Raw genomic sequence first — 25,945 nt, 5'->3', positions numbered from 1 at the left:
TGGCGAATGAAACGGAATCACCATACAGGTGAAAACGGTCACTACTTCGGCATGGGTGACAGGATTGATGGGGGGCTGGGTAATGACAGAATCTTTGGCATGGCCGGTGACGACTGGCTGAATGGCAGCCAGGGGAATGATGTCATCTTCTCCGGCACCGACAGCGACACCCTCATCGGTGGCGATGGAGACGACTGGCTCATTGTCGACACACGCCGCAACGACTCGGACAGAAACGTCCTCACCGGCGGCAACGGATATGACACGTTCATGCTGGCACCAATGACTGGTAACGATTGGGTTCAACTCAATCCGGGCAGTACGGGCACCTCGTTTGCCGAAAGCAATCAGCTGGACATTGTGCTCAAGCTGGCTTCTCTCACCCCAGCAGCGCCAGCCTTCGGCACCCTGGGGACGGTGCGCGAGCTTGCCAATCTCTTTGGTGCGGGAGAGAGCGCAACCCCTCCGTCGCTGGTTCTGAACTGGCCCGCGTCCGATCTGATTACGGACTTCAATCCATTTCAGGACACGCTGATGCTTAACTTTGATCCAAAAAGCCTCAATTTTGATGTCATTGCCAAATCGGACGATTCTGGCTTCCTGGTCAAGCAGGAGATTAAAGGGGAGACGAACTCTCTCTGGGCGACATTAGCTGATGTCACCTGGGACCAGGATGGAATCATGGCCTACACGGCAAGCCTTGGCTTGGGCGCGATGTCAATTGCCGACATGAAGAAGAATGCTTGGCAAACCACCTTTCGGAGCAGGGTTGAGATCAGCGGAACGGAAGAGAAGATCACACTTGGGAGTGGCGACGTGGTGGAGTTCAAGGAAACCGACAATCCAGATGCGCTGAACATTGGCGATGGCAATGGGGTGGTCATCATGGGAGCCAATGGCGGCAGTGTGATCAAGCGTACGGCCGGTGATCCGGTCGATGCACGCTTTATGGGCACTGACTTTGGAGACACCTTGTATTTGTTTAACAACGGTACGGGGGTGGGTACACCTGACATGAACCGAGTCTTTGCCTATGGCCTCGGTGGCGACGACATCATCATGGCAGGAGGCGGCTCCAACTACATCTACGGTGGCGCAGGCTCTGACTGGGTCTCCTACGATTACGACACGAATGCGGCCACCCAGGGGATTGTTGCTCGCATGGATCTCGGATACGTCAACAACGGCATCAGGCAGTGGGATCAACCTGACCTGCCAAGTGAAGCACAGGACCGTGACTACATCTTCGAGGTTGAAAACCTGATCGGCAGTCGGCTAGATGATCTGATCATCGGAAACCATTATGACAACACAATCAAAGGTGGTGCCGGCAACGACAGGATCATGGGTTATGCAGGTAATAACACACTCTACGGTGAGGAAGGAAATGATGTTCTCGGCGGCACCGGCCAGAAGAACTTTCTCTATGGTGGTGATGGTCGGGACATTCTGCTCGGAGGCAGCAACTCCCCCACGCCCGACAGTCTCTATGGCGAGAGTGGGGCCGATGGCTTCCTGATTCGCCCCGGCCGCAATCTGGTTGAGGACTTCTCAACCCTGGATGGAGACACCGTCATCATCGATACTGCAGTGCATCGAGATGTCGGCCTGGAGGACATTGCCGGTGGCGTTCGCGTCACTGCGGTTCGCATCCGCAACGGCGCCATCGACAGCCTGGACCTGCTGGGTGTGAGCCGGGCTGAATTCCAGTCGTACGACCGTGGCATCAGCACCGCTCACCAGCTCGATCTGGACGCCGACGACCCATGGCTGCAGATCACTCCGGCCAATGGGGCGTTTCTCGGCGCTGACGGTTCCGGTGAGTCGGACACCTCACCGAATGGCGGAGATGGTTCCGACCCAATCACCGGTGAGGGGGGACCTGGAAGCCCCGATCCACACAGCCCCGATGATCCGGTGATCCACGGTGGCAGCGGTGATGATCAACTGTTCGGAACCGCATCCGCTGATCGCTTCGTCTGGTCCGCCGGCCAGGATGAGATCCATGGGTTCACCCTTCTGCAGGGTGATGTGTTCCAGATCGCTGCCGGGATCGGCTACTCACTGGATCAGGTTGGTGCCAACAGTGTGCTCAGCACTGAGTTCGGTACCACCACGCTGCTGCAGACCAACGCCGATGACCTGATGGCCCAGGGAGCGATCCAGATCGTCTGAGGGCCGCATTCCGGCTGGCCAGCACAGCAGCCGGAGACAACCTCCACACCACAAGGGGAGCCGGTTCCGGTTCCCCTGTTTCTGCTGGTCCAGGAGGGCCACCCCAGCCGCAGGCCGGAACTCCGGGACAGGATCCGCGTCTGCGGCAACGATCTCCAGCTGCACCTGCACCGCCTCGAGCGCAATCCAGCCCTTCCGCACACAACGCCGGACATCCGAGTCTTGTCAACCACTCGAAAAAGAAGTCAACGCAAACCGAAGGTGGCATGGCGCTCAATCTGCAGAAAGCCCGAAAGGGGCTAAGCCCTCATGGTCCACTTGGCTACACAACAGCAAGATGCAACATCGTGATTCGTGAAGATCTCCGCAACGGTCGCCGCGATGGCCATCGGCGCCCTGAGCCTTCCGCATAGCATGATCGCAGGGGCACAGACCCAGCCTCGACCGCGAATGGTCACACAGATCCCTCAGGGGATCACAACGCCGGACAATATTGAAACTCGCCTGGGCGACCTGAGATTCTTCGATGGTGTTCCGGATGATCCATCTGCATCGAAAGTCTATAATCTTCTCGACTTTCATCATGCCTACCAGGCTTTCCTTGATGGCACCAAGATTGCGTCCATGGACGCAATTCGCAAAGGCATCCTGGAATTCGGCCCAGCCAATACAACGGCTGTGCTGTTTGAAGATCTAATGGATTCCAAGGCGCTGTTCCTCACAGCCAACACCACAAGCGTCTACATGTTCTCCTGGCTCCAGCTGGGGGATGAGCCCATGGTCATTGAGACCCCTCCCAATGTACTGGGATTCATCAATGACCACTGGTTCAGATACGTGGTTGACTTTGGCAATCTTGGCCCGGATAAAGGGAAGGGAGGGAAATTCCTCATCCTGCCTCCTGGCTACAGCGGCCCAGTCCCTGCTGGATACAACGTTGCACGCACCAACACCTACGGAAACTGGGTCCTGTGGCGCGGCTATCAAGACAACGGAACAACAGACAAGGCCATCCAGGCAACCAAGGAACGGTTTCGCATCTATCCCTTGTCCCAGAAGGACAATCCTCCAGAGATGACGTTCAAGAACGCTTCTGGCATGTTCATGAATACCATCCACAGGATGGACGAGAAGATCTTCGATGAAATCAATGATGTTGTTCAGGCCGAACCTTTGATGGGAGAAAACCCCGAACTCCTTGGGCACCTGGCTGCGATCGGCATTGTGAAAGGCCAACCCTTCAACCCAGATGCGCGAATGAAGCGAATCCTGCAAGCAGCCGCTGCGGCAGGATCGGTCACGGTCAAAACGGTGATCTCGAAACCCCGTGACCAACGGTTCTACTGGTATCCAGGAGAAAGCACGTGGCAGACCGCCTTCCCCGGCGGGGCCTACACCTGGGAAATTGATGGTACAACCCTGAACGATATTCGGGCCGCGTTCCATTTCTATGCCACCGGGATCACACCCGCCATGGCGCTGAAGTCCGTTGGCAAGGGTTCACAGTATGCCTTCACCTACCGCGACGCCAATGGCGATCCGCTGGACGGATCAAAGACATATAGGGTGAACGTTCCTGCCAACGTGCCAGCAAAGGACTTCTGGTCATTCACCCTATACGACAACCAGACGCGCTCAATGCTGCAGACAGACGCCCAGTTTCCTGCCATTGGCAGCAATGATGAGGATGTCGTCCAGAATGCGGACGGTTCCTATGACATCTACTTCGGACCAGTACCACCGGACGGGAAGCAGAGCAACTGGGTGCAAACCATTCCCGGAAAAGGCTGGAACACCATCTTTCGTCTGTATGGCCCGCTCGAATCATGGTTTGACCAGACATGGAGACCTGGTGAAATCACCTTGATCGACCAGGAGTGAGCACAACGCCCATTCCATGACCAATCCACCGGGGGGAGCCCCTTCGATGGCCGCCTGACGACTCCAACAGGGCTCACCTGCAGGACCTGGCAGAGGTCCTGCAGGCACGGTGGTGAGGAATCTCCTGCGGCGGGGGGATTCCGCTCGGTCCGTGCCGACCAGCAGGAGCGCGGCCTGACCAGGATCTCAGGCAGCACTGACGCCTTCGCCAGATCATCGAACTGGCGGCATTCACCGCCGACCGAACAAATCCTCCCAGCTGGGTGCGGGCTGATTGGTCTTGGGTGTGTGATCCCTGGGTTGCGGCTGTGGACGACTGCCTTGTCCAAATGCCGCTGCTGAAGCAACGATCTTCGTACTAAACGCGTAAGTATTCAATGAAGATTGAGGCCTCAACACTCCTTGATAAAGTGGGGCTTGCAGGCCAGACTGAACGATTCACCAGCGGCCAGCGCCACCGGAAGAGCCACCACGCCCTGTGCGTGGTTCAGCTTTGTTGACACGCAACAGACGCCCAAGCCATTCAACGTTCTGGAGATCATCAATCGCCGTTTGCTCGTCGGCTTCGTTTGTCATTTCGACAAAGCCAAAGCCTCTTTTGCGGCCTGTCTCACGATCAAGCGGGACGCTGCTTTTCTTCACTTCGCCATAATTGGCAAAGAGCTCCCTAAGGTCCTCAGCCTCGGCATCGAAGGACAGGTTGCCTACGTAAATTGTCACAATAAGTCATGGATATGGTCGGAGAGTCTTGGTGAAATGCTTTGCGGAACGGGAGATCTATTGCAGATGTCTCGAGCTAGAAGAATCCTTAACCCAGAACCTCAGCTCCAAGCTAGCAGCCCCGTGCGAAGACCATGGCGCCGGCGTCGAACCGGGGAGACGGCAGTGGTCGTCGTGGTGCCGCAGCCACCTGCTCACCCGGACCGGCTCGGCAGAGCGGCCATTGGCGCTACCTTCAAAATCCTTTGATCGTTGCGTGTGAATGGGATCGCTTCAGAGCGCCCTGCTGCCTCTGGTCGACGCGTCGATTGCACAGAACCGGTTTCGACAGCCTCCGTTCCGGCCCGCTCTGCCTTCTGCCTGAAGCCTTACCTCAACAGCAGCAATCTCATTGCTGGCTGGCAGATCAGCAACACATTGCTTCCTTATCTGCTGCTCTGGGGTCTGGCACTCGTCCTGCTCAGGACCCATTCACTGCTGCTGGCACCGGTTCTGGTCGGAATGGTGCTGTTTCTGGCCCGTCTGTTCGTCTTGATGCATGACTGTGGCCACAACAGCCTGTTCAGAAGTCGCAGGGTCAATCGCATCTGTGGATTCCTTCTGGGCATCGTCTGCGGCCTGCCGCAGCTCCCCTGGTCGCGCGGCCACGAGTTCCATCACACCCACAACGGCAACTGGGATCGCTACAGAGGGCCTTCAGCCCTGGCGACACGGCAGGCTTTCAACGCCCTCTCACCTGCAGCACAACAGCGCTACAGGCTGCTGCGGCATCCGCTGATGCTTGTGTCTGGAGGATTCTTCTATCTGGTGATCAAGCCGCGAGTAGCGGCTCTGGCGGGCCTGGCGGAATTCTTCGGCCAATGGGTCAGCAATCTGCGTGATGGACGCCGCACGGGTATTGCCGATACGGTCCGCGCCATGCAGAGCAGCCACTGGCACAGCCCGGAAGAAGCTCTCGATATCCTGCTCAACAACCTTGCCGTGGTGAGCCTGTGGCTTGTGATGGCCCATACGGTTGGGGCAGGGGCATTCTGGCTCATCTATGCCCCGGTGATGGCCTGTGCCGCGGCGCTGTTCATCTGCATCTTCTTCGTGCAGCATAACTTCCCCAATTCCTACGCCGAGCGTTCAGAGAACTGGGATGTGATGGCCGGCAACCTTCTGGGCACCAGCGACCTCGAGCTTCCCGCCGTTCTCAATTGGTTCACAGCCGATATCGGTTGCCATTCGATTCACCATCTCTGCTCCGCTGTCCCCAATTACCGGCTGCGCGCCTGCCATCAGCGCAACCGCGACCAACTCGGCATGGTGAGGAGGCTGCGCCTTTCCGCAATCTGGCGCTGCTTTTCCTTTGTGATCTGGGATCGCGATACCGGTCGACTGGTGTCGCTTGCTGCCTGCCTCTGACGCGCTGCCATGCCAGCGTGAGGGCCCATTCCTCGGCAGCCTCCGCCGACCATGACAGCGGCGCCCGCAGCAGCAGCCGGTCCGCCAGCGGACGGTCTCGGTGATCGGCCAGCGGATCTGAGCTACTGGCTCGACGAGCGTCCACCTCTGGCCCACCTGCTCCTGCTCGGCCTGCAGCACGCGGTGGTGATCGGCCCGTACCTCGTGCTCGTGGCCCTGGTGGTGGAGGCGGCCGGCCTCAGCCCGCAGCAGGCCACGCCCCATCTGGGCATGGCCATGCTCGTGGTGGTGGCCCATGCCCTGTTGCAGGGGCGCCGCTGGCGCGGGCTGGGCTCGGGGTACCACAGCCCGGCTGTGATCTCGGCGATCTACCTGCCCGCCTCCCTGGCCGCCGCGAAGGCCGGCGGCCTGCCGCTGGTGGCCGGAATGGTGCTGATGGCAGGGGTATCCGAGATGCTGCTCTCGCGCCTGGTCGGCTCGATGCGACGGGTGTTCCCCACCGTGGTGTCGGGCGTGATCCTGATGGCGGTGGGGCTGGAGCTGGCCCGCATCGCGATCGACATCGTCTTTGATGCGCGGCTGCTGGGCGGACCCGACCTGGCCCCGGTGGATGGGGTGTTTCTGCTCACCCTCGCGGTGATGGTGGGCCTGAGCGTCTGGGGACGTGGGCTCTGGAAACTGCTCGCGGCCCTGCTGGGCATCGTTGGCGGCTACGGCGCCGCCGCGCTGCTGGGTCAGGACCCGGCCGCTCTGGGCCGCACGCTCGAGCAGAGCTCCTGGCTCGGCCTGCCCTGGGTGGCGCCGGAGAGCCTCCGCTTCGATGCCACCTTTGTGGTGCCGTTCCTGCTGGCCGGCGTGGCCTCCGGCATCCGTGCGGTGGGCGTGATCACCACCGCTCAGCAGCTCAACCACCGCAGCTGGAGCCGGCCGGATCTGGCCGGCATCCGGGGTGGGGTGCTGGCCGATGGCATCGGCTGCTCGCTGGCAGGAGTGTTCGGCATTCCCGGCCTGAGCGTGAGCCCCACGCTGATGGGACTGCAACGGGCCACAGGAGCCACCAGTCGCTCGATCGCCTGGGCCATGAGCGCCTGGCTGGTGCTCTTCGCCTGTCTGCCCCGCGTCTCGGCGCTGGTGCTCAACATGCCCAGGCCGGTGATGGCGGCGGCCCTGTTCTTCAACGGCTGCCTGATCCTGGTGGGCGGCATGGAGATCAGCTTCCGCAGGGCCATCACCATCCGCGACACCTTCACCATCGGCATCGCCCTGCTGATGGCCCTGGCCACCCTGGTGAAGCCGGACTTCTTTGCCCGGCTGCCGCACTGGAGTCAGCCGATCACCGATTCACCGATCGCGGTGGCCACCCTGCTGGCGGTGCTGGTGAATCTTCTGTTTCTGCTCGGGCGCTCGCGCAACAGCACGATCCGCCTGCTGGATGCCGATGGCGGCAGCTCCCACCGCACCAGCCTGCAGATGCTGGATCGGCAGCTGCGCAGCTGGCAGGTGCCGGGCCGGGAGCGGGAGCGCGTGCTGCAGGTGTGCGGTGATCTGGTGGAACGGATCCGGGCCGGCGGCGCCAGCGAGGGGCCGATCACCGTGTCGATGAGCACCGACGACTTCGATGTGCGGGTAGCCCTCAGCTACAGGGGTGAGCTGGTGAGCACAGCACCCAGGGCGCTGACAGCCGAGCCCGGCGAGGAGCAGGCCTTCGTGGCCGGACTGGCCAGTTACCTCAGCACCCTGGCAGCCGATCGCGTGCGTCCCTCCTGCGAGGACCGGGCCTGCCGCATCGCCCTGGTGTTCGAAGTGGCCTGAGGCAGGCGCAGGACCCTGGGGATGAAGCAAGGTCACAGCAGATGACGAGCCATCAAGCAGGACCTGCACCCCCTTGCCAGAGTTCTCTTCAATCTGCAGACTGAAGACATCGAGAGAGAAGAGGCAACGCCTATGAATCTCGGCCCGCAGATGCGGACTTCAGGAGTGAGTTAAGGCTTCGCAACAGCACCCTGCTCCAACACTCTCAAGCGATCAACGGCTTTTCAGGCCTGCCAATGTGCAGCCACCCATGCATCGTTCCAGGTGCCCCGGAAGACATGAAAAGCCTTGCTGGAACCATGGCCCCAGGGTCACCTGATTCTCCTTGACGCACTCCTCGCCAACTCAATCAACATAACAATCGTTTTCATCGATTGCTTCAATCGTGCAGGTGCTGTTCCTCAGCGGAGCCAACCTGCCTGATGAGCAGACAAGCCCGGGGCCTCGCCTCGGGCTTGATGCTGTCTGGCGATCGCTAGCATCCCGCCCTCGCACAGCCACAGCGCAGACCCCATGGAAGCCTCCTGGAACGGCACGGTGATCGCCCGCTCCGATGACATCGAAACGCTGGAAGGCAATGCCTATTTCCCTCTCAGTGCCGTGGACAGCAGCGCCATCCGTCGCTCCAGCCACACCAGCGTCTGCGGCTGGAAGGGAACCGCCAGCTACTGGGATGTGGTGGTGGACGGCAAGGTGAACGCCAACGCCATGTGGAGCTACGAGGACCCCAAACCCGCCGCCGCGGCGATCCGTGGACGTGTCGCCTTCTGGAAGGGCGTGACAGTGCGTTGAGCCCCCGGCAGCCGTCATGACGTCGTTTCTGCGGATCCAACCCCTGCGGGAACGCGACATCCGCACCGTCACGGACTGGGCCCGCCTGGAGGGCTTCGCTCCCGGTGTGGGCGACGTGGCCATCTACCGCCACACCGACCGCCAGGGGCTCTGGGTCGGCCATCTGGCCGGAGCGCCGGTCGGCTGCATCGCCGGTGTCCGCTACAACGCCGCCTACGGCTTCATCGGCCTGTTTCTGGTGGTGCCCGAGCAGCGGGGCCGGGGCTTCGGGCGTCAGCTCTGGCGCCATGCCCTCAGCCATCTCGACGACCTGCCCTGCATCGGCCTGGAAGCGGCCCCCGAGCGCGAGGCCGACCACGGCCGCTGGGGGTTCCAGCCCGCGTCCCTCACCCAGCGCTGGCAGGCGATCAGCCGCTCGGACCAGCCGGCACCGGCCGCACCGCTGGAGGCCTCCGGCCTGAAGCTGCTGCAGGGGGAGGCCATCCCGGCCATGGCGGTGCAGGCCTACGACGCCCAGCGGGAGCCCAGCCCCAGGCCCCACTTCCTGGCGGACTGGCTGGCCCACCCCGCCGGCACGGTGCTGGCCCTGATCGATGGCAACGACCGCTGCCACGGCTTCGGTCGCATCCGCCCCTGCCTGCTGGCCAGCGGCCAGGGCTGGCGCATCGGCCCGCTCCTGGCGGATTCGCCGCAGCTGGCCGGCCATCTGATCGCCCAGCTCCGGGCCGATCACCCCGGCGTGCTGCTGATCGACACCCCCGGGGCCAACGCCCAGGCCGGCGCCCTGATGGCGCAGCTGGGCTTCGAGCCGCTCTCCAGCACCCGTCGCATGTACCGGGGCGAGCAGCCGGCGGTGCCGCTGGATCAGGTGTTCGGCCTGGCCTGCCTGGAGCTGGGCTGAGCCTCGTCCGCGAAGCCGCCGTAGCGGGCGAGAAACCGCTGCTTGCCGCCGTCGAGGAAGGCCTCGAACGACCAGTGGGGAGCGTCCAGGCGATGCCGCTCGGCCGGATCAAGCACGTAGGCCTGGGCCGGCAGTGCGCGGCCGCCGGGCAGCTGCACCCGGACGGAGCAGCGCCGGTAGAGCTCCCCCTCGAAGCGATCCAGCCGCGGCCAGGCCGCCGCCGGCAGCGCCCGCACCAGCCGGCCGGCCACCACGGCCGGCGGATCGGGAACGATCGCGGGGTAGTCCTCGCCGCGCACCGACCAGCGCCGGTAGCCGGGCAGCTCAGCCGGCTCCAGCCGCGCCGGTACGCCGCTGACCCGCTCGAAGATGTCAGCGCACATCAGGCTGCCGTACACGAACAGCGCGTCGGCGTCTTCGCCTGATTCAGGGGACGGAGCGGCCGGGTCGGCCATCAGAGGGCGGCCGCCCTCAGCACCTCCAGGCGGCCGCTGCCGTGCCACTCGGCCAGGGCGTCGTAGCCGCCGATCGCCTCGCCGCCGATGAACACCTGGGGCAGGGACCGGGAGCCGGCCCGGCTCTCCACGGCGCTGCGGTCGGCATCGCTGCGCACGGTGATCACTCGGTGGGGAATCGAGAGGGTGCGGAGCATGCGCAGAGCCCGGGCCGAATAGGGGCAAGTCGGCAGCACGGCGATCTCCACCGCCTGCGCGGGTGCGGGTGCGGGTGTCTGCGGTAGTGCTGCGGTCACCCGGGCCACCAGCAGTTCCGCACCGGTGTGCACCTCACTGCCCCGTTCCAGGTGGCCACCGATGACCCGGCCATCGGAGCCGGCCACGCTCAGGTGCAGATGCACCGTGCCGTCATCGAGGGAGCCGGTGAGGCTGATGATCTCGTGCTCCCCCCGCAGCACCGCCGGCCGGCGCTTGCCGCCGCAGCCGGGGAACCGCAGCGTGGCCAGGCAGACGTTGCCCACCGCACTCACCACGAACCCCCGGAGCTGATGTCTGGCGCTCAGCTGCTCCAGAGCCTCCCGCAGATCTTCTCCGGGGCTCAGGGTCAGCTCCAGGAAAGACATCAGCGTCGTGGCCGGGCGGGCGTCATGCCGGCTCAAACTACGCGGCGCCCGGCGCTTCAGGCCAGCGCTTCAGGCCGGCTCCGCCGGCAGATCGAGCCGGCAGCGCAGCACCGCCAGGGCCTCATCGGGCAGCCCGAGGAAGCGATCGAGCCAGGCCGCACCGCAGGGCGGCACCGCCGCCACCCCCACCAGCAGGGCCTGGCCGGAACCATCGAGGGGCTGACCGCTGCCGCTGTGGCGCTCGCCCTGGCTCGCACCGGTGCTCAGGCAGGTGCGCACCAGCAGATCCGGGGGTGACAGGAGGGCGCCCACCCGGAAGCGGAAACGGGCCTCGAACTGCAGCTGCAGCGCCCCGCTGGCCCGGTGCAGCGATCCCTCGAGCCGCTCGGGGATGATGCGGATGCTGAGGCCGGGTGGCAGCGGCAGGCCGAGCCAGCGGCCGCTGCGGCCATCGAGGGGCGGGATCGACAGATCGGCCGCAGGGAACTGCAGCGCCTGACGCCCCTGCGCATCCGCGGGCCCGAGCGTGCCGGTGCCGCCACCGCCGCTGGCGTCGTAGTGGAAGGGGGGATAGAACCCGATCGCGAGGCGGCACGCGTCGAGGGTGAGGAGACGACAGGACACCGCTCAGACCCCCCGCGACGCGACCGGGCGGCGACCGGACCGCCCCCTGGATCGGCAATCCGTATAAGTGGATCTGATGACCGTCATCACGCCAGCTGATGAGAGGCTGCTAGACCGTTTCATAGCGATACGAAGTTCGATGAAGGACTCGGAATCCCAGCCCCGCATCTGGTCCTACCGCGGTTGGATGGTGGTGGAGCGACTCTCCCGCAGCGGCGAGTGGCACGTCATCGACCCGGAACGACGGCATCAGGGCCTGGCCGGAAGCACCAATGAGGCCCGCCTGCTGATCGACGCGATGGCCGCCGCTGCCGAACGCCGTCCGCAACTCGGCTTCGATCTCGCCCGGGCACGCTGATGCCCATTGTTCTCATCACAGCACCGAATGAATAACAGCTACGACCGCGACTGGACAGACCTCAGCAACAGTGAATGCCAGCTCGCCTACCCCCGTCCAGCGGTGGCTCCCGCCACACGGGGCGGCACGCCAGCACCGGGCAGGCCGGTGAGCCATCACCCCAGCCGAACGCAGGCCAGCAGGCCAAGCCCGAGCGATCAGATCGCGTGATCAACGACATCATCAGCGGTCATGCATCTGAGCGGGCCGGCAATCAAAGGCAACGCAGCCAGGCTGACGATTAGCGAGTCAAGACTGCGGACGAGGTGGTTACCATTCACAGGAATCTGAGCTGACGCGTTCACAGCGTGCCACGGCATGTCAGCGCGGCTCAGCACCGCTGCAGAAGACACGCCCCATGCCCCATCCAGCCAGGAAGCTCGTCATCGTCACGGAGGACGTGCTGCTCAACAAGATCGTCAAGCTGATTGAAAGCAGCGGCGCATCCGGTTACACCGTTGTGGCGGCCAGTGGCAAGGGAAGCCGCAACGTGCGCTCCTCCGGCCACCCCAGCCGCTCGGACACCGTGACCAACATCAAGATCGAAGTGCTCACCTCCAGCCGGGAGATGGCGATCGAACTGTCCGACACGATCGCCGAGAAGTACTTCGGTGATTTCGCCGGCATCGCTTACCTCTGCGACGTGGAGGTGCTGCACGCCCACTCCTTCTGAAGCCGAAGGAGCCGCGAGGCCGGCCCGGATTCCCTCCGGGCCAGGTCCTGCCGGATCACACAGAAGCCGGGGGCTCCCTGCCCCCGGCTTTCTGCTGCACAACAGAGGCCTGGCCAGCAGCGACTACTTGACAAGCGCCTGGGAGAGGGCAATGAAGAGGGGGATGCCGATGGCGATGGCCACCGGGGTGCCCACCGCTGTGGAGGAGCCGATGTAGGCCGAGGGATTGGCCGATGGGATGCCGGCACGCAGGGTCGGCGGACCGGAGATGTCGGAGCTGGATGCCGCGATCGTGGCGAGAATCACGATGCCTCCGGCGCTGAAGCCGGTGAGCACGTGGGCGATCATCCCGAAGCCGAAGGCGATCATGCCGTTCACCAGCGGCGCGAAAAAGCCGTAGACGGCATACCACTGGGCCACCTGACGCAGTTCATTGAGGCGGGCCGTGGCCTCCATGCCCATCACCAGCATCAGGATCGAGAGCAGACCGCGGAACATCGGCTCGTAGAAACTGGTGTAGACGCTTTCAGACCGGGTGAGGAGCCCGAGAGCGATGCCCAGCAGCAGGGCCGAGAGGGCCGAACCCTGCAGGCTCTCCTGCACGATCGGCCAGATGGCCACCCGCTCTCCCGCGGTGCCGCGGGCCTTGCTCAGGTACACACTGGCCAGAACGATGGCGGTGACCAGCGCGGGAATGTCCATGAAGGGATAGAGCGCTGCCGCCCAGGGCTCGTAGGTGATCCCCTGCACTTCCATCAGCGTCAGGGCAGCCGCCAGCGTCGAACCGCTCACCGCACCGAACAGACCGGCGGTGGCGATCGCATCGACCACCTTCACATTGGGCAGCCGGGCCAGGGTGAAGCGGCCGATGAAGACCAGCAGGATGCCGATGGCCACGGCGAAGAAGGCCGGCAGCAGCATCTCGGTGATGTTGGCATTGCGAATCGCGATGCCGCCGCTGAGGCCCACCTTGATCAGCAGCATGAAGACGACGAACTTGTAGATCGCGTCGGGGATCTGCAGGCGGCTGTTGACACCGGCCACAACCATCCCACCAATGAGGAAACCAAGGGTGGGGGACTGCAACTTCGAGAGGAAGTTGGAGACGAAATCAGATAAGAAGTCCACGCAGCAAACCTGAATGGCGAGACCCTACGAGCCGTTTACATTCACTGACGCGAAAAAGGCCCCTGTCGCGATTCGTGCTCCGAATCGGTGCGACAAGGGCCACTGATCAATCAACGAGGGGTTGAGCTGCCTCCAGGCAGGGAATCAGGCGGCGCCCCCCGATCTTGAGTTGGGGGGCTCAGGAGCGCTGCAGGCCGAGGGCCTGGGCTCCGTACATCTCGGAGAATTCGGCCTGGTGCTGCCAGGCCTGCAGCAGGGTCTTGGCCAGCTTGCGGAGCTCGTCCACGTCGCTGCAGCTGTCGATCGCACGGGACTGCGACTCGACCATGAACTGGCGGTTGAGGGAGAGATGGGCCATGACCGCGGGTTCGAAACGTGAACATACGTTAACCCCTCTTGACGGGATCGCAGGTTCGGAATCCCCACCACGCCTGGCGCGAAGCCCCTGCGCCGCAGGAGTTTCGACCCGACGGGGCAATCAAGATCCCCCGGGAGGTGCGAAACTGTTCATAGCGAACAGACAGGGCCATGGATCATCGTGACCTGATCTGGTATGGCCCGGTGGGGATCGCCCGATCCCAGTGCGTGAACGGCCGCTGCCACTACTTCATCGGAATCTCCAAGAGCTTCGACGCCAACGAGGACTACCAGCGGATCTGCCGCTGGGGCGAACCCTTCGACCCCGATGCCGGCGCCCTGCTGTTCCGCCGGCGCGGCCTCAGGGGAGCGGCAGCGGGATCGGGGACACCGCGTTGGCAGCGCCCTTCACCTTCACGGTCACCTGACCGCCCACCTGCTCCACCTGCACCTGACCATCGACGCTCAATGGCTCCTCGCCGGCGCTGACCACAAGCGGGGTGCTGTTGCCCACGTCCACCGTGCCGTCGATCGCTCCCACGTCGACGGTGCCGGCGATCGGCAGGGTGCCCGCGCCGCGCACCGCCACCGGAGCCCGCACCTCCACAGCGGCGGTGCCCAGTTCCAGGGGCTCCTCACTGCGCACCGACACCAGGCCCTCGACCGGCAGCGGCCCGCCGGTGCCCACCACCACAGGGGTCACGATCTTGTCGACCTGGATGCCGCCCTCCAGCCGCACCGGCAGCGGCTGGGAGAGGGGCAGACCGATCGGGATCGGCCGCCGCAGGATCTGAACCGCAGCCACGGCCACCGCCCAGGCCGCCAGCACCACCGCCGCCGGCCAGCGGCAGGCCATCACGACCGTGAACCAGCGGGGATCGGGCCCGGTTCCCTGCGGTGATTCGGCTTCTGCCACGGTCCTGTTCTCCTGCCCTGGCCGCTCAGGCTAGGGATCCAGTCCGGTTCCGGCCTCCTGTTCGGCACAGGCACGATCGCGAAGCCGGCGCGCTTCCTGCTGGGCCGCCTTGGCCACCTGGCGCGCCTTTTGGCCGTGGGGCTCTTCAGCGGCCATGGCCATGAGCTCATCAGCGGAGGAAGAGGCCTGGGTGAGCACCGCGCAGGAGTCGGCATAGCGGCGGCTGTTGAAGGCACTCACGCCTTGCTCGAACCGACTGTTGATCGTGTCGACCAGCGTGTTGAAGGCCTGCACGTGCGCCGGCAGCGGTGGGCTGGGCGGCGCACTGCTCTCCTTGGCCCTGGCGGTACCGGCAACGGCCATGGCCGCCAGGAGCAGGCCGAAGGCTGCTCGGGCTGCGGGCCGGCACGAGGTGCGTGAGCCTTCCGCGGTCATGGTCTGGATGCGCCAACGGCCACCAGAGCTACACCAGCCGGGCGCCGCTGGGACGGGCCCGCTGGGACGGATCGAAAACGGCCGCGATGCTGCGGATCAGCCAGCGGCCGGCTTCGGTGGCCTCGGCCCGACCCTGGCGGCCATCGCGCTGGAGCAGCACCAGCCCATCGGCAGCCATGGCTTCCAGGTCCTGCCATTCAGCCGCATAGCGCTGGCGATCGAACGACACGGCGAAGTGGCACATCAGCTCGCTGATCAGGCCGCGGCGCTCGAGCACCTCGGGATCGGTGACGCGCAGGCCGCGCTCCACCGGCAGATGGCCGGCCTCCAGGCTGGCGTTGTAGGCCTTCAGCTGACGCTGGTTCTGGGAGAACAGGGTCGGGAACATGCTGATGGCCGTGGGGCCGATGCCGAGCAGATCCAGCTCCCGGCCGGTGGTGTAGCCCTGGAAATTGCGGTGCAGCTCATTGCGGGAGGCGGCGATCGCCAGCGGGTCTTCCGGCAGGGCGTAGTGGTCCATGCCGATGGCCGCGTAGCCGCGCCGCAGCAGCTGGCTGTGGGCGATGTCGAGCATCACGATCCGCTCCCGGGCGCTGGGCAGATCGTCGGCGGCGATCTTGCGCTGCATCGGCAGCATGCGCGGCAGATAGGCGAAGGAGAACAGGGAGATCCGGTCCGGCCGCAGATCGTTCACCAGGGCGATGGTGGCCGCGAAGCGATCCGGGGTCTGGCGCGGCAGGCCGCAGATCAGATCGACATTCACGCTCTGGAAGCCGGCCTCCCGGATCCAGCCCATCACCCGGCGCAGCTGATCGGTGGGCACCACCCGGTTCACCGCCGCCTGCACATCGGGATCAGCGTCCTGAATGCCGAAGCTGATGCGGCTGAAGCCCAGCTCCCGCAGCCCGAACACCTCCTGCCGGCTGAGGAACTCCGGGTTCACCTCGATCGCCGCATCAATGCCCTCCTCCAGCTCGAAGTGATCGCCGATCAGCTGCCAGAGCTGCCGCTGCTCCTCTGGGTTCAGGTAGTTGGGTGTGCCGCCGCCCCAGTGGAGCTGGGCCAGCCGCCGGCGCTCGGGCATGTGCCGGCGCAGCAGATCCAGCTCCCGCGACAGGGAGACCAGATAGGGCTCCACCACCTTCGATCCCAGCTGGGTGGTGATGCGGTTGCAGCCGCAGTACCAGCAGGCATGGCGGCAGAAGGGCACATGCACGTAGAGGGAGAGGGGCGCGTCACCGCCGCGCTCCAGCTGGGCGGCCAGGTCGCCGCCATCCACCTCTGGGCCGAAAGCGGCCGCGGTGGGGTAACTCGTGTAGCGGGGCACCGGCCGGTCGTACTTGAGCAGCAGATCGATCGGGGCGCTGGCCGGGGCGGAGGAACGCGTGCGGGTGATCACGGGGGCAGGTCTGGTGAGTGGGGAGTCGGAGGCGGGCGGTGAGACATCCAGCGCGGCAGGCCGCGCTGGAACGGGGCAGCCTCAGGCGCCGTCGGCCGTGGCGGCCTCCGCGGCGCCGGTTCCGGCAGGAGCGATCGTCTCCAGCTCAGCGAGAAGGGCCTGGGTGGCGCGGAAGGCGGCTTCCGCTTCATCGAGCAGTTCCGCCTCCTGTTCGGGGCTGAGCTCCATCGCCTCGAAGGCGTCATGGAAGGCCTGCTTGAGCTCGGGGATCGGCCGGTCGAACACCCAGAAGCTCACCTCCGGGAGCCCGGCGCGCCGCAGGATCGCGTTGGCCTGCACCGCCAGCTGCTGGCCGCCGGAGAGATCGCCGCCGTAGCGCACATAGAGGTGGGCCAGGAACCGGTGCGGGGCCTGCAGGGCCAGAGCCCGCATCTGCTCCACCCACACCGCCGCCGCAGCGGAGGGCGGAGTCGCCGGCACATCCGCCATCAGAGCCAGGTCATGGTCGAGGGCGGGGCAGCGGCGCAGCGACTCCCAGGGCAACGGCCCCGCACCCAGCTCCGCCGCCAGACGGGGAGTCAGCTCCTCCAGCACGCCATAGCCGGGCCTCAGGGCCCGCAGCAGGGCGGCCAGCTGCAGTGGCTCGGCCCGGCCCTCCAGCAAAGCGCGGGAGAACACCATCCCCTCGGCCTTGTGGTGGGCCTTGCCGATGCGGGCATGGAGCCGGCGCACCCGCGGCCCGAAGCCGCGGCGCAGCATCGCGTCGGCGGGACGGGCGTGATCGGAGATCGAGGTGCCGTCGCTCGGAGCGCCCGCAGCGGCGGGGTCGGCGGAAGCGAGGCTCATGGCGGTCATGGTCCGGAAAGCGGTCATGGCGAGACGGGTTGAAGGGCGGGGAGGAGCGGACGAACTCAGGCGATGCCGGCCTTGCTGGGCACCATCGGTTGCAGGAACTGGCGCAGCAGCAGGCCGGCGAAACTCAGGCGCTGCCCCTGCAGCCGCAGGAAGCGCCCCACTCCGGCGGGCTGCTCGCGGGTGCGGTTCATGGCGCGGAACACCTCCACCAGGGCGTCGCGGAGCTCGAGGAAGCGGCTGTCATCGAGATCGAAGACCCAGGGGAAGGCCCGCCGGGCCGTGTCGTTGGTGTGACGCATCACATCGGCGTCGAAGGCGGCCGGTTCCATGCCCAGCAGCCGATAGAAGTTGCCCCGCTCACACACCGTGAGGCTGTGGGTGAGGAACACCGACCAGAGAAAGAAACGGCTGAGCAGATGGCCGCGCCAGCCCTGACGCAGCCCCGGCCAGCAGCGGATCAGCATGTTGAAGATGTCGCCGTGGCGGTTCTCGTCCTGACACCAGGGCTCGAAGAAGGCGAACAGCGGCGCGAAGGCGTGATCGGGCTGGGTCTTCAGGTGCCGGTCGATCAGGATGTAACGCCAGTAGCCGATCTTCTCGGAGAGATAGACGCTGTAGAGCACCCAGCTGAGGGGGAACCAGGTGATCGGCCGCCGCACGCTCAGGGTGGGCAGATCGATCTCGATGCCCTCCGCCACCAGGGCCCGGTTGAGGAAGCCGGCGTGGCGCGCCTCATCGCGGGCCATCAGTGAGAAGAGGCGGGAGAGCTCGGGGCGGCTGGCCCCCGCCAGGCGGCGCGACAGCTCCTTGAACAGGAGAAAGCCGGAGAACTCCGACACGCAGGAGCGCACCAGATAGCTCTCGTAGGCCTCCTTCTCCTCGGGACCGAGGTTGCGCAGACGCTCGAGCGGAGCCCGGCGATCGAAGTGATCGCGGTTGTAGTCGGACTCCATTTCATGGAGCATGGCCTCGAAGGCGACGCGCTCCGCCTCGAGATCCGTCTGGGCCGCCAGCTTGATGTTGGTCGTGTAGAAGCGCGGCGTGAGCAGGTCCTCCCGCAGATGGGGAGCGGATGTGGTCATGAGGGCCGTGCTGCGATCTCAGGCATCACGGTATGCCGTGGTCGTGATGATGCGCTGCAGATGTGTCGTTATGTCACGCAGGTCCGTGTCGCCCGCCCCACATGCCGGCCATGGAGCAACAAAAAACCCCGCCGGGCCGCGGCGGGGTTCATGCGTCAGCCCGAAAGCTGTGGTGGGTGAATCCGGAGAGTCCGGAATCAGCCGAGGCCGATCTGGCTGAGGATGCCCTGGCCGGTCAGGAGCTCGGTGCCGAGGCCGATGACGAAGCCCATCATGGCGAGGCGGCCGTTCCAGGTCTCAGCGAAAGCAACGAAGCCGAAGCGGGAGGTGGAGTCGGACATGGGAGGGGTGGGTGCTGTGGTCTGAAGCAAATGTAAACGAAGATGTCGGTTCGTGACAAATCTCGGGGTGGGGGTTTCCGCCCATCACACCGCCGATCGGTGGCGGGCCCGCAGGAAGTGGAACGACATTCGCTGGCTGAGCCGCTTGAGGAACTCGGGGTGATCCGCCGGCAGATCGCTCGCGCCGCCGGGGCATGACTCCGCCTCCAGCAACCCCTGGTGCACGAGCACCTGCCAGCTGTGGGCCATCCATTCATCCCGGGTGAGGTCACCCCGGATGCCGTGGCTGCGCAGGCTGCACACCACCAGCGCCGGGCCGAGGGCCCCCTGCTGCTGATCCAGCACCGGCATCAGGGCGAAGCGGCGCCGGTACTCACGCCCGCTGCGGCTGGCCTGGCGCCCGTCGTAGTGCTGCAGGAGGTCCCAGCGCAGTGCCTCGCCGGTCCAGTGATCGACACCGCCGCTGCGGATCACCGCCTCCTGAATGGCCTCACGCCACTGAGGCAGGGGGGTCAGCCCCATCGAGCGGTCCTTCAGCTGCCGCCGCTGCCGGGTCTGCAGCCGCCGCGCCTGCACCTTCACCCACCACCCGTAGGTGGTGTGGTCCACATCGGTGAGCCAGGGAGGGGGCAGGGTGTCGGTCAAACGGCAGCAGAGGATTCAGTGGGTTTCCGGGCCGCGCGCGTCAGAACCGCACGGGTCGGGTTCACACCGGGGCGGCGGCTTCGGAGAGACCCATTCCAGCAGCTGCCACCACGCGGTTGCGGCCCTGCGCCTTGGCCCGATACAGGGCGGCATCGGCCCGGCTCACCAGCCCCTCGGCCGACTCACCCGGCTGGCAGGTCGCCACCCCGAAGCTGGCCGAGGCGTGGTGCACGACGGGAAAATCGTGCTCCGACAGGCGCAGCCGCAGCTTCTCGGCCAGGGCCACCGCTCCCTCCTCGGGCGTCTGCGGGCAGACGATCAGAAACTCCTCCCCGCCCCAGCGGCCGGGCTCATCGGTTTCGCGGCAATGCTGCCGCAGCAGATCCGCCAGGTTGGTGAGCACCAGATCGCCCACCTGGTGGCCGTGGCTGTCGTTGACCGCCTTGAAGTGGTCCACATCCACCATGATCAGGGAGAGCGGCTGGTTGTAGCGCCGCGTGCGCTGCACCTCGCCCTCCAGCACCGCATCGAGCTTGAGGCGGTTGTTGAGCTGGGTCAGCGGATCGGTGGTGGAGAGAATCGCATTGCGCTTCTTCTCGGTCACATCCGTGCAGATGAAGGTGAACCCCTCGATGGCACGGGATGTGGAACACACCGGCTCCATGAACACCTCCAGCCAGCAGGCTGTGCCGTCCTTGCGGCGTTTCAGCACCTCGCCATTCCATGGCAGCCCAGCCCCCATCCACTCACGGGCCTCAGCCTCCACTTCCACCGACTGATCGGGGTGGCGGATCCGATCCACAGAGGCCCCGATCAGCTCGGAACGTTCGTATCCGAGAGCGCGACAGAAGGCGTCGGACACCTCGGTGAAGCGGTCCTCGCAGTCGATCGCCGCAGTCATCACGTAGCGGTTGATGATGCTGAACTCCTGCTCCAGCTCCTGCCTGGCGGCCTCCAATTGGCGTTTGCTGGCATGGGCATTCACGAGCTGGGCGCAGGCCGCCCAGACCGGCTCCAGCTGCTCCACCAGCTCCATGCTGTACCCACCCATGCGATTGGCCAGGGCGATCACGCCGATGGCGCGTCCCTGATGCAGCAGCGGAACCGCCAGGAGGGCCTCCAGCTGCAACGCGCCCGCTGGCGGGGCCGCCTCAGGGGTGCCCTTGTCCTGCGCCTTGAAATTGCAGAGCACCAGCTCCGCAGCCTCGGTCGCCGGGGCCAGCAGAGAAGGAAAGTCGTAATGCTCCATGCCGCTCTGGAGCATGTGCTCGTAGAAGGGCTGGCTTCCGGCATCCGAATGCAGGCGTGACACGGCCAGTTCCCGCAGAGTCGGCTCGCCCTGATCATTCGGGCACAGCTCGAGCACGAATCCGAACGGACTCTGGCTGAGGCGCAGCGCTTCCTGAAGCATGCGATCGAACACCTCCTGGTCGGAGGCATCACCGAGGAAGAGGGTCTGCAACCGATCGATGGTCTCGAGCAGATCGTTCTGCTCGGCCAGAGCCTCTCTGGCCTGCTCGAGCTGCTGGTGCTGCTCCCGCAACGCCTGATCGCGACTCCGGGCCAGGGTGATGTCTTCGATGATGCCCTCGCTCACCTGCCGGCCCTCCTCATCGGTGGACAGGTGGCTGGTGAGCGAGAGCACGCGCAGGCCGTGCTCGCGGTGTTCGAAACACACCTCCTCATGGCGGTGCTCCAACGGATCCTCAAGGCGATCGGGGAGCCGCTTCACCCGCGTGCCCGCTGGGCCGGGTCGCCAGGGCACCAGATCCACCAGATTCCTGCCCCGGCAGGCCACGGCAGGGAGTCCGAGAATCCTCCCGAAGCCTGTGCTGGCATACAGGATCTCGCCGGAGTGGAGCGAGCGGCTGAACACACCGAACTGATGGCCGAGGTTTTCGATCAGACGCCGGTAGCGGCGCTGCGACAGGGCCTGCTTCTCTCGTTTGCGCTCCTCCTCATTGACATACTGGATCAGGCCATGGCAGCTGAGCAGTGAGCCATTCCGGTCGTACTGCATCACGCCGCGTTCCCTGACGAAGCGTGCGGTCAGCTTCTTCAGCAACCGGTAGGACAGGTCAATGCTGGTGGCCCGATGCGCTTGAGCCTCGTCGTAACGACGCAGAATCCCAGCCCGATCGCCGGGATGAATCACCGACAACCAATCCTCCACAGTGGTGATTGCCGGCAGACCGGTCATGTCCTGGGCTGTGGCATCGAGCATGAGTCGGCCGGTCGCTGCGTCGAAACGCCAGGTCCCGGAGCCCGTGGCGCTGAGGGCGGCTTCGATCTGCCGGTGCAGGTTGTTCAGCTCCTCCTGCTGCTGCCTGCGCTGGCTGATGTCGAAGAAGACGGCCTGCAGATACGAGCGATCGTTGACCCGCACATGCCAGGCGTCAACGAGCATGGGGATCAGCGTTCCCATCCGCGTCTGAAGGGCCGTCTCGAAGCTCTCGTGCCCTTTGGCGATCAAGGAGGTCACATGAGCGTCTGACTGCTCCGGCGATTCGTTGGCATCCAGGTCCGAGATGCGCATCCGGCTGAGTTCAGCGTTGCTGTAGCCCAGAGTTGAGCAGAACGCTGCATTGCAGCTGATCAGGTGCCCGGCCTCCACATCCCAGATGGCTGTGGGACTGGAGGTCTCGAACATGCCCTGATAGAAGGCCCTGGCCTCATCCCGCTCGGCCTCAGCCTGAGCCAGCTTCTGCCTCAACTCATGGTTGCTCAGCTGGTAGGAAAAATCAAATTCCCGAAGCTGGTGCTGCCGCTCGTCGGAGAGCTGAACGCCCAGACTGACGACTGCATCGCGGGCCGTGCTGAACAGCTCAACCACCTCTGAGGCGTCGCCAGAGGCAGCGATGCTGCTGGCGACGCGATCCAGCATCAGTTCATGGCTCAGCTTGCCCACCACAGCTGCTGTTCGTGCACGAGCGCCGCTGTGGAACGAGCTGGAAAGCCGCATGTAGTCGCTCATGCCGGTCGCCGTGACCTCCGGCTGAAAATCATCGGCGTGCAGTGCCAACTCCCGGAAGCCAGGACGGGTGTCCGGAAGGGCGTAGACGCTGCGGTAGGTCGAGATCAGCTGATCATCATCCACAATTCCCCGGTAACGGGTGATCAGCAGCTGTTCATCGCCGTCAAACTCGAACTCAATCGGCACGTCAGGGCCCCTCGCAATCGCTGCGACTGCCCGGCACAGACGTGAAGCTGCGCCCTCACAATCAATTTCAACCTAGCGCTGCGATTGAGCCGAAGCTGCGCAGCAAGCGTGATGGAACACTTCCGTCATCACCCGTGCAAGCCGTCGGCCCTCACATCTCCGCTGACCGGGCGCCTCCGGCCCACTGGGTGCGGAGCCAGCAGTTTGCAAAACACATTCTTGTCAACGCCAGCCTCGACACAGTCACGGATCGTGGCCTCACCTGCTGGTCATCCGCTCCGGCGCCAGGTCGGTCGCACCGATCGACAGGATCGCGTCCTGGTCTGCGGCTGTGGCGGAGCGAGTCATGACCAGCAGCCCTGCCCTCTGATTACGGTGACGCCCCACGTTCACCCGTTGCCCGCCGATGAGGTCTGGCCCGCTGCCGCTCCGCTCACCGGCAGCACGCCACCCCGGCTGGCGGCGGGATGAGGTGCTGATCGAGCGGCTGATGCCGCTCTGGGGCTGGTTCTATCGCCATTACTTCCGGGTTCAGACCTCCGGCTGGGAGCACGTGCCGGCCAGCGGCCAGGTGCTCTTCGTCGGCTCCCACAACGGCGGGCTGGCCACGCCCGACCTGCCGATGATGCTCTACGACTGGTTCCGGCGCTTCGGCACGGAGCGACGCGTGTTCGGCCTCACCCATGCCCAGGTGTGGCGGGCCTACCCGCTGATGGCGGATGTGGCCGCGCGGGTGGGGGCGATTCCCTTCCACGCCCGCCAGGCCCTGGCGGTGCTGGAGGCGGGCGACAGCCTGCTGGTGTATCCGGGCGGCGGCCAGGACGCCTTCCGTCCGCACCGGATGCGGGGCCGCATCCACTTCCATGGGCGCACCGGCTTCCTGCGACTGGCCATCTGGCACGGGCTGCCCGTGGTGCCCCTGATCTCCTGGGGCAGCCACGACAGCCTCTACGTGATCGAGGACTGCTATCCCCTGGTGCGCGGGCTGCACGAGCGGGGCATGCCCTGGCCCCTCGGTCTCGACCCCCAGGTGTTCCCCCTCTACCTGGGTCTGCCCTGGGGCCTGGCCGTGGGCCCCCTGCCCAACCTGCCGCTGCCGGCGCAGATCCACACCCGCGTCTGCCCGCCGATCACCTTCGAGCGCAGCGGCCATGAGGCCAGCCGCGACCGGGCCTACGTGCAGCGCTGCTACCTGCAGGTGGAGGAGGCGATGCAGCAGCAGCTCGATGGCCTGCGGCAGGAGGTGGAAGCCGCCGAGCGTCGATAGCGTTGGCCCGTCGCCTTTCCCCTGCCCCGATGGCCGGAGCCACGCTCACGCCCACTCCCACCAGTCGTCTGGTGGCCGGCCTGCTGGCGGTGCCGCCGCTCTGGTCGGCGGCCAAATGGCAGGCCAGGCGAATGATGATCGGCCGGGCCGAGCGGCTGGGCATCCCCTGGCGCGACACGGTGCAGACCCTGGAGCAGCGCAACTGGGAGGCGGACTGGGCCGCGGTGCAGGACCCCGATCTGCGCTACCCGGCCAACTACAGCGCCTCCTTCCACGGCTACGACGCCGGCCACCTCTGCTGGCAGGCGGCCTTTGAGTTCGAGGTGGCCTCCAACGCCGTGCACTCCAGCCTGTACCCGGAGGCCGGCGCCCACAGCGACCGGGCCCTGCGGGACGGCTACCACCGGGTGCTGGAGGCCCGAGTGCCCCGAAGCCCCGCTGAGATCCTCGATCTGCACTGCACGGTGGGCCTCAGCAGTGAGCGGCTGGTGGCCGGCTTCCCCGGCAGCGTCGTGACCGGGCTGGATTTCTCGCCCCACTACCTGGCCGTGGCACGGAGCCGGGCCGCGGAAAGCGGAGTGGCCGGCGCCTCGGAGCTGGTGCATGCGCTGCCGGAGGCCACCGGCCTGGCCAGCGGGCGGTTCGGACTGATCTCAGCTTTCCTGCTGTTCCACGAGATGGCCGCCGACACGACCCGGCGCATCTTCAGGGAGTGCCGGAGGCTGCTGGCCCCGGGCGGCTGCCTGGCGCTGATGGACATGAACCCCGCCAGCGGTGCCTATCAGACGATGCCGGCGGCCCTGATGACCCTGCTCAAGAGCACCGAGCCGTTCATGGATCAGTTCCTGGCCCTGGATCTGGAACAGGAGCTGATCGAGGCCGGATTCACGCGGGTGCACAGCGAGTCGTGCAGCCCGCGTCACCGGGCGGTGCTGGCCTGGCGGGAGGCCTGAGGCCTCAGCCGCGCCGACCCACGATCACCGGCGGCATGCCGCCGGCGGTGCCGGGCAGGGCGGGCACCACCTCGGTCTGGCCGTCCCACTTGTCGAGGAACAGCTTGAACAGCACCTGGTCGTCGAGGCTGCGGTTGAGGGTGTCGTAGCGGAGTGCTTCCTGCTCAGCGATCTTCACCTCGGTCTGGGCGCGGAGCAGTTGCTGTTCGGCGATCTGCTTCTGCTCGATCGCGGCGCGGTACTCCTCGGCGATCTGCAGACCGGTGAGGTCGAGACCGCGCACCTCCACGTAGTCGAACTTGTCGAGTTCCTCAGCCACGGTGCGCTCCACCAGGGAGGAGATGTCGCTCCACTCGCTGGCGATGGTGACCAGCTCGTACTGAGAGAAGACCGACTTCAGCGCCTTGAGCAGGGAGGGCTGAATGATGCGGGGGTAGATCTCCCGGTCGTTGCTGGCGATCGTGCTGTACACCCGGCCGGCTTCGCTGGGCCGCACCGCGTACTTCACCGTTGCGGTGGCCTCGATCACCTGCAGGTCCTTGGTGAGGGTGGCGAATTCCTCGGGCCGCACCTGGGTGCGCACATCGAAGGGGTACACCGACTGGATGAAGGGGGCCTTCACATTCAGGCCCGGCATCCGCGGCGCGCCCGTCACCTTGCCGAGGGTGGTGATCACGGCCACCTTGCCGGCGGGAACGATGAACAGGGCCTGACCGAGCAGCAGCAACGCCGTGAGGGCCAGGGCCGCGATCAGCGTGGCGCCCCCACCGGGACCGTTGGCGGCGGCGGAGCGAAGCGGCGACTGCATGGTCTGGGGAATCAGCGTGGAATCACCCGCCGATCATGTCGCCTGGACCCGGGACGCGGCAGCCGTGAGGCGGGTCGGTGAACCGGCCGGGCGCCGCTTTCTGAAAACGCTCAACACTTCGTAGCAGTGCCTGGCAGGA

At 65.5% G+C, this 25,945-nt stretch carries 25 protein-coding genes; 10 read left to right on the top strand and 15 right to left on the bottom strand.

Translation table 11 applies throughout. The features are described 5' to 3' along the window. The first annotated feature begins 6 nt into the window (after positions 1-6). On the top strand, positions 7-2,175 hold the full coding sequence (locus EVJ50_RS01400) for a hypothetical protein (protein WP_150882032.1): 2,169 nt from the start codon (positions 7-9) through the stop codon (positions 2,173-2,175). A 381-nt stretch (positions 2,176-2,556) separates the two neighbouring features. Then, the gene (locus EVJ50_RS01395) at positions 2,557-4,056 is read left to right on the top strand and encodes a DUF1254 domain-containing protein (RefSeq protein ID WP_150882031.1); all 1,500 of its coding nucleotides are present in this window, start codon (positions 2,557-2,559) and stop codon (positions 4,054-4,056) included. 438 nt (positions 4,057-4,494) lie between these two features. Here EVJ50_RS01395 and EVJ50_RS01390 read toward each other — a convergent pair whose 3' ends face one another. Next, positions 4,495-4,776, bottom strand: a complete 282-nt coding sequence (locus tag EVJ50_RS01390) for an RNA-binding protein (protein WP_150882030.1) — start codon at positions 4,774-4,776, stop codon at positions 4,495-4,497. Between the two features lie 258 nt (positions 4,777-5,034). Here EVJ50_RS01390 and EVJ50_RS01385 point away from each other — a divergent pair, with 258 nt between their 5' ends. From EVJ50_RS01385 to EVJ50_RS01370, 4 genes are all read left to right on the top strand, one after another. Beyond that, positions 5,035-6,183, top strand: a complete 1,149-nt coding sequence (locus EVJ50_RS01385) for a fatty acid desaturase (protein WP_225323016.1) — start codon at positions 5,035-5,037, stop codon at positions 6,181-6,183. A 51-nt stretch (positions 6,184-6,234) separates the two neighbouring features. Continuing rightward, positions 6,235-7,995: a uracil-xanthine permease family protein gene (locus EVJ50_RS01380; RefSeq protein ID WP_150882029.1), complete on the top strand. Its 1,761-nt coding sequence runs from the start codon at positions 6,235-6,237 to the stop codon at positions 7,993-7,995. Between the two features lie 513 nt (positions 7,996-8,508). Then, entirely contained in the window at positions 8,509-8,787 is a 279-nt protein-coding gene (locus EVJ50_RS01375) for a DUF427 domain-containing protein (protein WP_150882028.1), read from the top strand. A gap of 16 nt (positions 8,788-8,803) precedes the next feature. Further along, positions 8,804-9,688: a GNAT family N-acetyltransferase gene (locus EVJ50_RS01370; RefSeq protein ID WP_150882027.1), complete on the top strand. Its 885-nt coding sequence runs from the start codon at positions 8,804-8,806 to the stop codon at positions 9,686-9,688. Here the strand turns inward: EVJ50_RS01370 and EVJ50_RS01365 are convergent. The 3 genes from EVJ50_RS01365 to EVJ50_RS01355 all read right to left on the bottom strand — a co-directional run bounded on the left by EVJ50_RS01365 (position 9,652) and on the right by EVJ50_RS01355 (position 11,390). Then, entirely contained in the window at positions 9,652-10,143 is a 492-nt protein-coding gene (locus EVJ50_RS01365) for a gamma-glutamylcyclotransferase family protein (RefSeq protein ID WP_150882026.1), read from the bottom strand. The genes EVJ50_RS01370 and EVJ50_RS01365 overlap by 37 nt on opposite strands. Next, complete coding sequence (locus EVJ50_RS01360; protein ID WP_150882025.1) at positions 10,143-10,766, bottom strand: PCC domain-containing protein; 624 nt, start codon at positions 10,764-10,766, stop codon at positions 10,143-10,145. Before EVJ50_RS01360 ends, EVJ50_RS01365 begins: the two co-directional genes overlap by 1 nt. A 69-nt stretch (positions 10,767-10,835) precedes the next feature. Continuing rightward, the gene (locus EVJ50_RS01355; protein ID WP_150882024.1) at positions 10,836-11,390 is read right to left on the bottom strand and encodes a hypothetical protein; all 555 of its coding nucleotides are present in this window, start codon (positions 11,388-11,390) and stop codon (positions 10,836-10,838) included. 139 nt (positions 11,391-11,529) lie between these two features. Here EVJ50_RS01355 and EVJ50_RS01350 point away from each other — a divergent pair, with 139 nt between their 5' ends. Continuing rightward, positions 11,530-11,748 carry a hypothetical protein gene (locus EVJ50_RS01350; protein ID WP_150882023.1) on the top strand — a complete coding sequence of 73 codons (219 nt, stop codon included), beginning with the start codon at positions 11,530-11,532 and terminating at the stop codon, positions 11,746-11,748. Between the two features lie 397 nt (positions 11,749-12,145). Further along, positions 12,146-12,460 (top strand): hypothetical protein, encoded by a 315-nt coding sequence (locus EVJ50_RS01345; RefSeq protein ID WP_150882022.1) that lies wholly within the window; start codon positions 12,146-12,148, stop codon positions 12,458-12,460. A 123-nt stretch (positions 12,461-12,583) separates the two neighbouring features. Here the strand turns inward: EVJ50_RS01345 and EVJ50_RS01340 are convergent, their stop codons facing one another. From EVJ50_RS01340 to EVJ50_RS01295, 10 genes are all read right to left on the bottom strand, one after another. Beyond that, positions 12,584-13,588 carry a sodium-dependent bicarbonate transport family permease gene (locus EVJ50_RS01340; RefSeq protein ID WP_150882021.1) on the bottom strand — a complete coding sequence of 335 codons (1,005 nt, stop codon included), beginning with the start codon at positions 13,586-13,588 and terminating at the stop codon, positions 12,584-12,586. Positions 13,589-13,766: 178 nt separating this feature from the next. Next, entirely contained in the window at positions 13,767-13,946 is a 180-nt protein-coding gene (locus EVJ50_RS01335) for a hypothetical protein (RefSeq protein ID WP_150882020.1), read from the bottom strand. A gap of 360 nt (positions 13,947-14,306) precedes the next feature. Next, the gene (locus EVJ50_RS01330; RefSeq protein ID WP_225323015.1) at positions 14,307-14,861 is read right to left on the bottom strand and encodes a hypothetical protein; all 555 of its coding nucleotides are present in this window, start codon (positions 14,859-14,861) and stop codon (positions 14,307-14,309) included. A gap of 30 nt (positions 14,862-14,891) precedes the next feature. Then, on the bottom strand, positions 14,892-15,296 hold the full coding sequence (locus EVJ50_RS01325) for a hypothetical protein (RefSeq protein WP_150882019.1): 405 nt from the start codon (positions 15,294-15,296) through the stop codon (positions 14,892-14,894). Between the two features lie 28 nt (positions 15,297-15,324). After that, the gene (hemN, locus tag EVJ50_RS01320; protein WP_225323014.1) at positions 15,325-16,695 is read right to left on the bottom strand and encodes an oxygen-independent coproporphyrinogen III oxidase; all 1,371 of its coding nucleotides are present in this window, start codon (positions 16,693-16,695) and stop codon (positions 15,325-15,327) included. Positions 16,696-16,776: 81 nt separating this feature from the next. After that, positions 16,777-17,541: a biliverdin-producing heme oxygenase gene (locus tag EVJ50_RS01315; RefSeq protein WP_150882018.1), complete on the bottom strand. Its 765-nt coding sequence runs from the start codon at positions 17,539-17,541 to the stop codon at positions 16,777-16,779. Between the two features lie 65 nt (positions 17,542-17,606). After that, on the bottom strand, positions 17,607-18,632 hold the full coding sequence (acsF, locus tag EVJ50_RS01310) for a magnesium-protoporphyrin IX monomethyl ester (oxidative) cyclase (RefSeq protein ID WP_150882017.1): 1,026 nt from the start codon (positions 18,630-18,632) through the stop codon (positions 17,607-17,609). A gap of 197 nt (positions 18,633-18,829) precedes the next feature. After that, positions 18,830-18,973 carry a chlorophyll a/b-binding protein gene (locus EVJ50_RS01305; protein WP_150882016.1) on the bottom strand — a complete coding sequence of 48 codons (144 nt, stop codon included), beginning with the start codon at positions 18,971-18,973 and terminating at the stop codon, positions 18,830-18,832. Positions 18,974-19,057: 84 nt separating this feature from the next. After that, complete coding sequence (locus tag EVJ50_RS01300; protein ID WP_150882015.1) at positions 19,058-19,618, bottom strand: hypothetical protein; 561 nt, start codon at positions 19,616-19,618, stop codon at positions 19,058-19,060. 61 nt (positions 19,619-19,679) lie between these two features. After that, positions 19,680-22,778, bottom strand: a complete 3,099-nt coding sequence (locus EVJ50_RS01295) for a diguanylate cyclase (RefSeq protein ID WP_150882014.1) — start codon at positions 22,776-22,778, stop codon at positions 19,680-19,682. A 406-nt stretch (positions 22,779-23,184) separates the two neighbouring features. On the opposite strand from EVJ50_RS01295, the gene EVJ50_RS01290 reads away from it, so the two are divergent. Further along, positions 23,185-24,045: a lysophospholipid acyltransferase family protein gene (locus EVJ50_RS01290; protein WP_150882013.1), complete on the top strand. Its 861-nt coding sequence runs from the start codon at positions 23,185-23,187 to the stop codon at positions 24,043-24,045. A 29-nt stretch (positions 24,046-24,074) separates the two neighbouring features. Then, positions 24,075-24,998 carry a class I SAM-dependent methyltransferase gene (locus EVJ50_RS01285; protein WP_150882012.1) on the top strand — a complete coding sequence of 308 codons (924 nt, stop codon included), beginning with the start codon at positions 24,075-24,077 and terminating at the stop codon, positions 24,996-24,998. Between the two features lie 4 nt (positions 24,999-25,002). Here the strand turns inward: EVJ50_RS01285 and EVJ50_RS01280 are convergent, their stop codons facing one another. Beyond that, a complete protein-coding gene (locus EVJ50_RS01280) occupies positions 25,003-25,806 on the bottom strand; it encodes a prohibitin family protein (RefSeq protein WP_150882011.1) in 804 nt (267 codons plus the stop codon). Positions 25,807-25,945: the final 139 nt, after the last annotated feature.

The organism is Synechococcus sp. RSCCF101, assembly GCF_008807075.1.
Lineage (GTDB): Bacteria > Cyanobacteriota > Cyanobacteriia > PCC-6307 > Cyanobiaceae > RSCCF101.
This window is presented reverse-complemented; position numbering and strand designations above follow the sequence as displayed.